The sequence below is a fragment of the Rothia nasimurium genome (assembly GCF_049068285.1).
GTDB classification, from domain to species: Bacteria; Actinomycetota; Actinomycetes; order Actinomycetales; family Micrococcaceae; genus Rothia; species Rothia nasimurium_I.
Genome location: NZ_JBLKPV010000016.1, coordinates 22,272 through 31,573 on the forward strand (window position 1 = coordinate 22,272; position 9,302 = coordinate 31,573).

7 protein-coding genes are annotated in these 9,302 nt (G+C 62.3%); 3 read left to right on the forward strand and 4 right to left on the reverse strand.

All coding sequences use genetic code 11. From position 1 onward, the window contains the following. Positions 1–3: 3 nt before the first annotated feature. Positions 4–714, reverse strand: coding sequence for a DUF1003 domain-containing protein (locus tag ACMXX3_RS11240; protein ID WP_421084799.1), 711 nt, complete (start codon positions 712–714; stop codon positions 4–6). Continuing rightward, entirely contained in the window at positions 707–2,014 is a 1,308-nt protein-coding gene (locus tag ACMXX3_RS11245; RefSeq protein ID WP_421084800.1) for a magnesium transporter MgtE N-terminal domain-containing protein, read from the reverse strand. Before ACMXX3_RS11245 ends, ACMXX3_RS11240 begins: the two co-directional genes overlap by 8 nt. A gap of 153 nt (positions 2,015–2,167) precedes the next feature. Between ACMXX3_RS11245 and ACMXX3_RS11250 the strand changes: the two genes are divergently transcribed. After that, positions 2,168–3,238: a general stress protein gene (locus ACMXX3_RS11250; protein ID WP_421084801.1), complete on the forward strand. Its 1,071-nt coding sequence runs from the start codon at positions 2,168–2,170 to the stop codon at positions 3,236–3,238. 101 nt (positions 3,239–3,339) lie between these two features. Here the strand turns inward: ACMXX3_RS11250 and ACMXX3_RS11255 are convergent, their stop codons facing one another. Next, entirely contained in the window at positions 3,340–4,890 is a 1,551-nt protein-coding gene (locus ACMXX3_RS11255; protein ID WP_421084802.1) for an aminopeptidase P family protein, read from the reverse strand. A 120-nt stretch (positions 4,891–5,010) separates the two neighbouring features. Here ACMXX3_RS11255 and ACMXX3_RS11260 point away from each other — a divergent pair, with 120 nt between their 5' ends. Next, the gene (locus ACMXX3_RS11260) at positions 5,011–5,835 is read left to right on the forward strand and encodes a PHP domain-containing protein (RefSeq protein WP_421084803.1); all 825 of its coding nucleotides are present in this window, start codon (positions 5,011–5,013) and stop codon (positions 5,833–5,835) included. A 115-nt stretch (positions 5,836–5,950) separates the two neighbouring features. Here the strand turns inward: ACMXX3_RS11260 and ACMXX3_RS11265 are convergent, their stop codons facing one another. Next, complete coding sequence (locus ACMXX3_RS11265; RefSeq protein ID WP_421084804.1) at positions 5,951–7,648, reverse strand: alpha-amylase family glycosyl hydrolase; 1,698 nt, start codon at positions 7,646–7,648, stop codon at positions 5,951–5,953. A 194-nt stretch (positions 7,649–7,842) separates the two neighbouring features. Here ACMXX3_RS11265 and ACMXX3_RS11270 point away from each other — a divergent pair, with 194 nt between their 5' ends. Further along, the gene (locus ACMXX3_RS11270) at positions 7,843–9,276 is read left to right on the forward strand and encodes a GuaB1 family IMP dehydrogenase-related protein (protein WP_421084805.1); all 1,434 of its coding nucleotides are present in this window, start codon (positions 7,843–7,845) and stop codon (positions 9,274–9,276) included. The last annotated feature ends 26 nt before the right edge of the window (positions 9,277–9,302 follow it).

Sequence of the window (9,302 nt, forward strand, 5' to 3'; positions counted from 1 at the left end):
AGCCTAATCCTCCTGGGGGCGGTCGATGTCCATGACCTTCTTCTTCTTGCGGATCTTGGGGTGGTCCTCGCTGAGGATTTCAAAGGAACTGGTGGGCGGGTGGGCCGTATCAGGGCTCATACCGGAAGGTTCCTTGGCTGGATCTTGGCCCTGGCCAAGCCCTAGGGCAGCTAGCTGTTCGGCCCGGGCAAAGAGCTCCTCTTGGCGGCGTTGAACCTCGGCGAGTTCGTCCATAATGTCCCGCATTTCCCCGCGGACGAAGTCGCGGGTGGCCACCTCACGCAGGGTAATGCGCAAGGAGGCGATCTCACGGGTCAGGTACTCGGTTTCCTCCAGGTTGCGCTGGTCGCGCTGGCGGTCCTGGCGGGCGACGACGCGGTCGCGGTCGTCTTGCCGGTTCTGGGCCAGCAGGAGCAGGGGAGCCGCGTAGGAGGCCTGCAGGGAGAGCATAAGGGTCAGCAGGGTGAAGTTGAGGGCCCGGGGGTCAAACTGCCACTCTTCAGGGGCAAGGGTATTCCAGCCCAGCCAGAGGGCACAGAAGACCGTCATCCAGAGCAGGAACATGGGAGTACCCATGAAGCGGGCAATTTTTTCGGTCATCTGCCCGAAAGCGTCCGGATTAGGGCTCAGCTGGAAGAGGCGGCGCCGACGTTTTTGCTGGCGGGGGGTTCCGAGGGAGCCGGCAGACTCGTTACGGTCGCGGGAATCACTCAAAGCGTCGACCTACCTTTCGAATGGGGGTGCCGTCGTCGTAGGTTCGCCAGTCATCGGGCAGGATCTCATCGAGGACGTCATCCACCGTGACAGCCCCGACTAGTCGGTCGTGGTCGTTGACGACCGGGACGATGGTGAGGTCGTAGGTGGCCAGAATACGGGTGACTTCTTCGATGCTGGCGGCATCGGTAACAGGTTCAATGGAGGAATCAATGATGTTGCCGACCTGCTCACTGGGGGAGTGGCGCAACAGGCGCTGCATGTGAACCAGACCCAGATACTTGCCGGTGGGTGTCTCCAGGGGCGGGCGGGTGACCATGACGGCAGCTGCCATGGCCGGGGGGATCTCTTCCTGGCGGATATGGGCTAGGGCTTCGGCGACGGTTGCCTCGGGGGAGAGGATAATAGGCACCGGGTTCATGAGCGAACCGGCAGTACCTTCCTCGTATTCGAGGAGGCGGCGGACGTCGTCCGAGTCCTCGGGGTCCATAAGGGTGAGAAGTTCCTCGCGCTGGGTGTCAGAAAGCTCGCTCAGAAGGTCGGCGGCGTCGTCCGGTTCCATTTCTTCAAGGACGTTGACGGCGCGTTCAACCTCAAGGTGGGAGAGGATCTGCACCTGGTCTTCTTCGGGAAGTTCCTGAAGGACGTCGGCGAGGCGTTCGTCCTGGAGCTCCTGGGCCACTTCGACCATGCGCTTATCGGGCATTTCGTGGATCGCATCGGCCAAATCTGCTGCGTTGGAGTCCTCATGGCTTGCGACGAAGGCTGTGGCTGCCTGGGGCTCGAAGTCGGTGGAGAGGATGACCTGGTCCCAATCGACAATCAGGGTTTCCTTACGGCGCCGGAGCAGGTGGTTGTGGCCGCGGGAGACAAAGAGCTCAGAGATGAACCAGTCGCCGTTACGGCGCTGTTCCATGGCAACGTCCTCAACGTGGGCCATGCCGGAGCCGTCCCGTAGTTGAACCTTCTTGTCAAAAAGCTCGCCGACGACCAGGGCTTCTGAGCCGCGCTGTTCAAAGCGGCGCAGGTTGACCAGGCCGGTAAGGATGATCTGGGTGGAATCGATGCTGGTGACCCGAGTCATGGGAACAAAAATGCGTTTTTTGCCCAGAATTTCAATGACAATGCCTACGACAACCGGTTCCTTGAGCTTGGCCAGGGACCCGATAGCGGAGAACTGGGTGAAGCCGCTTTTGAGCACCACGACGTCGCGCAGGCGTCCCAGGCGGTCGCCGTGGGGGTCGAAGACGTCAAGGCCAAGCAGGCGGGCAATAAAGATTTTGTTCGGTACGCTACTCACAAGTCTTAAGCCTACTCCCTGGGGCTGGAGGCTGCCACGCCCGACAGCCACAGGGCGGGAAAAATAAGCGAGCTTACAGCCGGGGTGTACGCCGGTGGCGATACCAGAGCCTATCCCCAGTTGCCATCCAGCAAAATACGAAAAAATAGGGGCATGGACCAACTGAAAGCACCCCCTGCCCTCGCCCTGGCCGACGGAGTGAATATCCCCCCGGGAGAACTCGTCGCCACCTTCACCAACCGTCGTGATCTTAATAAGGCCATCGAATACCTGGCCAGTCAGAAGTTTCCCGTCCACACCCTCTTTGTGGTGGGTAAGGACCTCCGCCAGGTCGATTACATCACCGGCCAGGCCACCTACCCCCGGGCAGCGCTCAGCGGCGCTATTCAGGGCGTTGGCCTCGGTGCCCTCGTTGCCCTCTTCAACTCCCTCATTACCCAGACCTCCATGCTGGGGAACTTCTTGAGCATCGTGCCCCTGGCCGTAGCCTTCAGCATGATCTACTCCATCTTCGTTGCCTCCCGTGCCAAAGGCAAGGGGATTAGGACCCGCAGCCAGATGCTGCCCTCCTCCTTTGACCTGATGGCTATCCCGGCCACCGCCGCAGCTGCCCGCCAGCTTTTGCGCGTCACCGTTAGCCAGGACCACTCTAGCCCCGTGCCCCACCCGGCCATGATGCACACGGTCAACCAGCAGCCCAGCCCCCAGCAGGGGCAGGCCCCAGCTGGCCCGCCCTCAAGCCGCCAGCAGGACGTCCGCCCCCCGGCAGAGGGAAATGCACCAGCAAACGGGCCCCAGCAGGCCCAGCCCAGCCCGGCTGCCCCCGGTCAGCCGCAGTGGTTTGACCCCTCAGCGCCCCTGCCCCCGCGGGAACAGAAGCCTGAACCCTTCCTGCCCGGCTTCAACCCGGCCGACGAAAAGCCTGCGGCCCCAGCTAAGCCAGAAGGGGCGAGCACCCCGGTCTTCACCCCGCCTGCAGAAACTAACCGGGACGGCTCCCAGGCCGCTGGAAAGTTCGGCCTGCGGGTTGAGAACCCGGAGGAATTTGAGGCAATGATCCGCAAGCAGCCTGCGGCCCCCACAACCAACGAGCGTGTCGAGCAGATCCGCGCTGAGAAGGGGGAGTCGCGCTACGGCCTGCGGGTAGAAACCCCCGAAGAATTTGAGGCAACGATCCGTAAGGCCCCTGAGGCTCCAGACAGCGCGGCGAAGGATAAGGACTAGGCCATAGGCTAGGTGCGCTGCCCCTCACCGGGCAGGAAGCCGGTCCGCCCATCAAAATATCCGCCCCCAGAATCTACCTGGGGGCGGATATTTTTTTGGGATTAGCGGGAGTTCTCAGCCATCCAGGCCTCGATACCCTCTACGGTGCGGGGCAGGGCCGCCGAGAGGTTCTCGTTGCCGTCCTCGGTGATGAGCACATCGTCTTCAATACGGATGCCGATGCCGCGCAGCTCCTCGGGGATAGCGAGATCCTCTTCCTTGAAGTAGAGGCCGGGCTCAATGGTGAAGACCATGCCGGGCTCGATGATGCCCTCCATGTAGAGCTCATTCTTGGCCTGGGCGCAGTCGTGCACGTCAAGACCCAGGTGGTGGCTGGTGCCGTGGGGCATCCAGCGGCGGTGCTGGCCGCCCTCAGCCGAGAGAGAAACCTCAGCCGAAACAGGCAGGAGCCCCCACTCGTGGAGGCGGGTTGCCAGTACCTGCATGGCAGCGTCATGAACCTCGTGGAACTTCTTGCCCGGCACCGCAGCCTTGAAGGCAGCATCGGCTGCTTCGAGCACAATGTTGTAGGCCTTAGCTTGAACCTCGGAGAACTTGCCGTTGACCGGGAAGGTGCGGGTGACGTCCGCGGTGTAGAGGGTGTCGTCCTCAACACCGGCATCGAGCAGCAGAAGCTTGCCCTCATCGACAGAGCCGTTATTACGGATCCAGTGCAGAATCGTGGCGTTGTTACCGCAGGCGGCAATGGTGTCGTAGCCCAGGTCATTGCCCTCAACCCGGGCCTTGGCGAAGAAGGCGGTTTCGACCACGCGCTCGCCGCGGCGGTGGGCAATAGCCGCAGGCAGAGCCTTGACGACCTCGGCAAAACCCTCGATGGTCAAATCCACTGAGCGGCGCAGGTTCTCTACCTCGATCTCGTCCTTGACCAGGCGGGCCTCAGAGAGGGCCTCGGTCAGGGCGGCATCGAGCTTATCCGATTCTTCCAGGTCAACTGAGGTGTTGTAACGGGAGGTATCGACCAGGGCATCGACGTTCAAATCAACGTTGCGCACCAGGCGGATCCGCACACCGCCCAGGGCCTCAGGGCCGGCGTTCTTGGTAATAGCTACTTCAAGCTCGCTCAAATCCTTGGTGCGCAGACCGTACTCGGCACCCAGGGATTCGAGGGTGGGGCGGGGGCCAATCCAGAACTCACCGTAGCGGGGATCGCGGTAGAACATCTCGGTATCGCGCCCTGCCAGGGGGCGGAAATAGAGGGTGACCTCGTGATTGGAACCGTTATCTCCCTGGCCATCTTCAACGGGCTCAAATACAAGCACAGCATCGGGCTCATGGTCCAGGCCCAGGCCGGTCTGGTGGGCAAAGGCTGAGTGGGGGCGGAAACGGTAGTCGGTGTCGTTAGAGCGCACCTTGAGGGGGCCAGCGGGCAGCACCAGGCGCTCGCCGGGGAAGAGGGCGGAAATCTTGGCGCGGCGTTCTGCGGCGAAGTCGGCGACGCGGGCGCGGGCAGGAAGCTGGTCGGACGCCGGTGCCCAGTTAGCTGCCATAAAGTCGGTAAAAGCGGTGGATTTGGGGGCTGCAGAGCGGTTGGTGACGCGCTCTTCGATGGGCTGATCGTCACCGGGGGTTGAGGTATTTTCGCTAGTAGTCATGGCTACCAGTCTAGTGAGCGGGCTAACGGTGCGTCTAGCTGAAGATCGTGGCAGGGATACTTTAGGTGAGCTAATCATTGGTCCCCGGTTTCCTGGGGTTTGAGCGGGTAATCTGGTGCTATGTATGACCTGCACACCCACTCTCAAATTTCTGACGGCACCCAGCCGGTGAGGGAGCTTGTCGCTGATGTAGCTGCCACCGGACTCACCGGCTTTGCCCTGACCGACCACGACACCACCGCTGGCTGGGCTGAGGCAGAATTAGAAGCAGGACGTCTGGGGCTAGACTTCCTGCCCGGTATGGAAATTTCCTGTTCGGCCCAGGGCGTCAGTATTCACCTGCTCTCCTACCTGCATGACCCGGCCAACGAAGCCCTCTTAGCTGAAATTAACCGTGCCCGCGACTCCCGCGTAGGCCGCGCCCAGCGTATGGTCGAACGACTCGCCGAAGACTACCCAATCACCTGGGAAACCGTCCAGAACCAGGTCCATGAGGGGGCGACAGTGGGTAGACCCCATATTGCTGACGCCCTGGTAACCCTTGGCGCTGTTGCCAACAGGTCAGAAGCCTTTGAAACGATTCTGACCACCCGCTCAAAATACTATGTGCCCCACTACGCCGTGGATCCGGTCCGGGCTGTGGAGCTGGTGCGGGCTGCCGGAGGTGTTCCGGTCATGGCCCACCCCAAGGCGTCAGCCCGCGGAAAACTTGCCAGCGACGAAACCATCTACGCAATGATCGAGGTGGGCCTGGCCGGCTTTGAGGTCTACCACCGCGACAACCCGGAAGAAGACCGCACCTGGCTGCTGGAAACAGCAGCCAAACACGACCTTCTCGTCACCGGATCCTCCGACTACCACGGCACCGGCAAACCCAACCGTCTGGGCGAAAACACCACGCCCCGCGAGACCGTTGAGCGTATTCGCGACTTAGCTCGGCGATAAGGGAAGGGCAGACGCGCCAACCGGCGGCTGGCTCGGGGCTGGCGTGAATCATAGCGAGCGCCCCAGCGCGAGCTATGAGAGGGGCGTCGCCGGGGCGCGTCTGCCTTGACCGTATTTAGGCTGTTGCGGAGCGCTTGAGCCAGAGCGTAGCCGACCCGGGCACGTCACCTGCGGCGAAAACGTCCTGGGAATCAGGGGCGGAGCCCAGCACAAACTCGGCTCCAGCCAGGTTAACTGGCAGGGGAGCGGGCTCGGTGCTGAAGTTAGTCAGATTGACCCAGCCGCCGGGGCGCTCAAAGGCCAGGACGGCCTCGTTCCCCGTCTCAAGCCAAGCCAGCTCTTCAGCGCCCTGGAGCTGGCGGCGGGCGGCCAGGGCTGCCCGGTAGAGATTCAGAGTGGAATCTTCCTGCTGGTCCTGGGCCGACACCGCATAGCCTGAGAACCAGGCGGGCTGGGGCAGGTGGGGCTTGCCAGTACCAAAACCGAAGGCCGGGGCGTCCGCCTGCCAGGGCAGGGGCACCCGGCAACCGTCACGGCCGACATTTACGCCGGGGGAGTTGAAGAAGGTGGGGTCCTGGCGCTCGCTGTCAGGAATTTCAGCGACCTCATGCAGACCCAGCTCCTCGCCCTGGTAGAGGTAGGCTGAACCGGGCAGGGCCAACTCAAAGAGGGTGGCTGCGCGGGCACGGGCGGTACCCAGTTCCCGGTCAAGTTCCTCAGCCGGGCCGCCAGCCAGTAGCCACTCGTGGCCCACCTTCTCGTTGGTCTTACCCTCCACGAAGGGCAGGCCGTAGCGGGTGGGGTGGCGCACCACATCGTGGTTGGAGAGCACCCAGGTACTCGACGAACCGGATTCGGCTGAGAGTTCCAGGTTCTCAGCCACAATCTTTTGGAACTCGCCCGCCTCGAAGCGGGCGGTGAGCAAGTCAAAGTTAAAGGCCTGGCCCAGACCCTGGGCGGACGCGTAGGCGGGGCGACGGTCGCGCTCCACCCAGGCCTCAGCCACGGCGGTACGGGGCGGGGTGTATTCATTGAAAACGGCCCGCCATTCCTTATAAATCTCGTGCACGTCGTCGCGGTCCCACATGGGGTGGGTGCCGTCCTTAGGCATAGCGTCGAGTTCTGCCTGGCTAGGCAGTACCTCGGGTAGGTCCTTGGCGATACCGTGGGCCACGTCAATGCGGAAGCCATCGACACCGCGATCTGCCCAGAAACGGAAAGTTTCTTTGAAGTCTTCATGGACCTCGGGGTTATGCCAGTTGAGGTCGGGCTGCTCAACCGCAAAGTTATGCAGGTACCACTGGCCGTCCCCTACAGGCTCCCAGGCCGGGCCACCGAAGATAGAGGTCCAGTCAGACGGGGGTAGCTCACCGTTGTCGCCCAGCCCATCGCGGAAGATATAGCGGTTGCGGGCTGCAGAACCCGGGGCGGACGCCAGGGCCTCCTGGAACCAGACATGCAGGTTAGAGGTGTGATTAGGCACCACATCAACAATCAGTTTGAGACCGGCTGCGTGCAGGGCGCTTACCATCTCATCGAAATCTTCCAGAGTGCCAATCTTGGGGTCAACGTCGCGGAAGTCATCAACATCGTAGCCACCGTCGGCCAGGGCCGAGGGGTAGAAGGGGGAGAGCCAAACGGCATCTACACCCAGCTTCTTGAGGTAGGGAACCTTAGCGGTAATACCCTTGAGGTCGCCAATACCGTTGCCGTCGGCGTCCGCAAAGGAGCGGGGATAAATCTGGTAGACAACGGCCTGGCGCCACCAGGTGGGGTCATCTGCGGCGGGGACGAGGAGCTGGGAATCGGTCATCGTTGTACCTTTCGCGCTGGGTCTATGGGGCCAGGGCCAGGAAGCCCTGTCGCCTACCAGCCTACGCGCCGACCTATACCCAGGGGGCTGAGACGGGCCACCCTGGCAAAAATGCCACAATGTGGAGTTGCTCAGGTTACACGCTCAAAGCTGACAAACCACCAGGTCAAGGCCCCACCGCATAAACTGGGGGTATGAAGTTTCTCAACGACATGACCCCCACCACCGACCTGACCTACAACGACGTATTCATGGTTCCCTCCCGCTCAGCGGTAGGTTCCCGCATGGGAGTAGACCTCACCACCGCCGACGGAACCGGTACCACTATTCCCCTGGTCATCGCTAACATGACCGCCGTCTCTGGCCGCCGTATGGCTGAAACCGTGGCCCGCCGGGGCGGTATCGCCATTATCCCCCAGGACGTGCCCACCGACATCGTTGCCGAAACCATCCGGCGGGTCAAAAACTCCCACCTGATTTTTGACACCCCCATTACCGTCAAGCCCCACCACACCGCAGGTTATACCCGCCACCTGCTGCCCAAGCGGGCCCACGGGGCAGCAATCGTGGTGGACGGTGAAACCCCCATCGGCGTTATCACCCCCAAGGACCTGCGCGGGGCCGATAACTTTGACCAGGTTCAAGACCTGATGAGCACCGAGCTGCTCACCCTACCTGATACCGTCACCCCGCGTGAAGCCTTCGATATCCTGCACGAAAAGTCCCGCAAGGTAGCTCCCGTGGTGGATGTGGAGGGCAAGCTGGTTGGCGTGCTCACCCGCGCAGCTGCCCTGCGGGCCAGCCTCTATGAACCTGCCACCGACGCCCAGGGTAAGCTCCGTATCGGCGTTGCAATCGGTATCAACGGGGACGTTGCAGGCCGGGCCTCTGCCCTCATCGAAGCAGGGGCTGACGTCCTGGTTGTCGATACCGCCCACGGCCACCAGGAAACCATGATCGAGGCCCTCAAGAAGGTCAAGGCCCTCAACCCTTCCATCCCTATCGCCGCCGGTAACGTCGTGACCGCAGCTGGCGTCCGCGACCTGGCAGAAGCCGGGGCCGACATTATTAAGGTTGGCGTGGGCCCTGGAGCCATGTGTACCACCCGTATGCAGACCGGGGTGGGCCGCCCCCAGTTCTCCGCCGTCCTAGAATGTGCAGCTGAAGCCAAAAAGTTGGGTGTTCATATTTGGGCGGACGGCGGAATCAAGGACCCCCGCGACGTCGCCCTGGCCCTGGCCGCCGGTGCCTCCAACGTCATGATTGGTTCCTGGTTTGCCGGAACCTACGAGTCACCCGGCGATGTACTGCAGGACGCCGACGGCCGCCTCTACAAGGAGTCCTTCGGCATGGCCTCCCGCCGCGCGGTCATTAACCGCAACTCCAAGACTGAAGCATTTGAGAAGGCCCGCCGGGAAATGTTCGAGGAGGGTATCTCGTCAGCCCGAATCTACCTGCCCGAGGGCCGGGGCGGGGTAGAGGACCAGATCGATTCGATTATTTCGGGTGTCCGATCCTCCTTCACCTACGCCGGGGCAGCCTCGATCCAGGAGTTCGCCGAGAGAGCTGTCGTGGGTATCCAGTCGGCAGCAGGTTACGCCGAAGGCCAGGCCCGCGCCACCCGCTAGGGTAGGTACCACCTAACTGCGAAAAG

What these genes read in the sequence shown, in the direction of transcription:
- ACMXX3_RS11260 (WP_421084803.1), top strand. Translation starts at nt 5,011, where the DNA reads ATGTATGACCTGCACACCCACTCTCAAATTTCTGACGGCACCCAGCCG.
- ACMXX3_RS11250 (WP_421084801.1), top strand. Translation starts at nt 2,168, where the DNA reads ATGGACCAACTGAAAGCACCCCCTGCCCTCGCCCTGGCCGACGGAGTG.
- ACMXX3_RS11265 (WP_421084804.1), bottom strand. Translation starts at nt 7,648, where the DNA reads ATGACCGATTCCCAGCTCCTCGTCCCCGCCGCAGATGACCCCACCTGG.
- ACMXX3_RS11270 (WP_421084805.1), top strand. Translation starts at nt 7,843, where the DNA reads ATGAAGTTTCTCAACGACATGACCCCCACCACCGACCTGACCTACAAC.
- ACMXX3_RS11255 (WP_421084802.1), bottom strand. Translation starts at nt 4,890, where the DNA reads ATGACTACTAGCGAAAATACCTCAACCCCCGGTGACGATCAGCCCATC.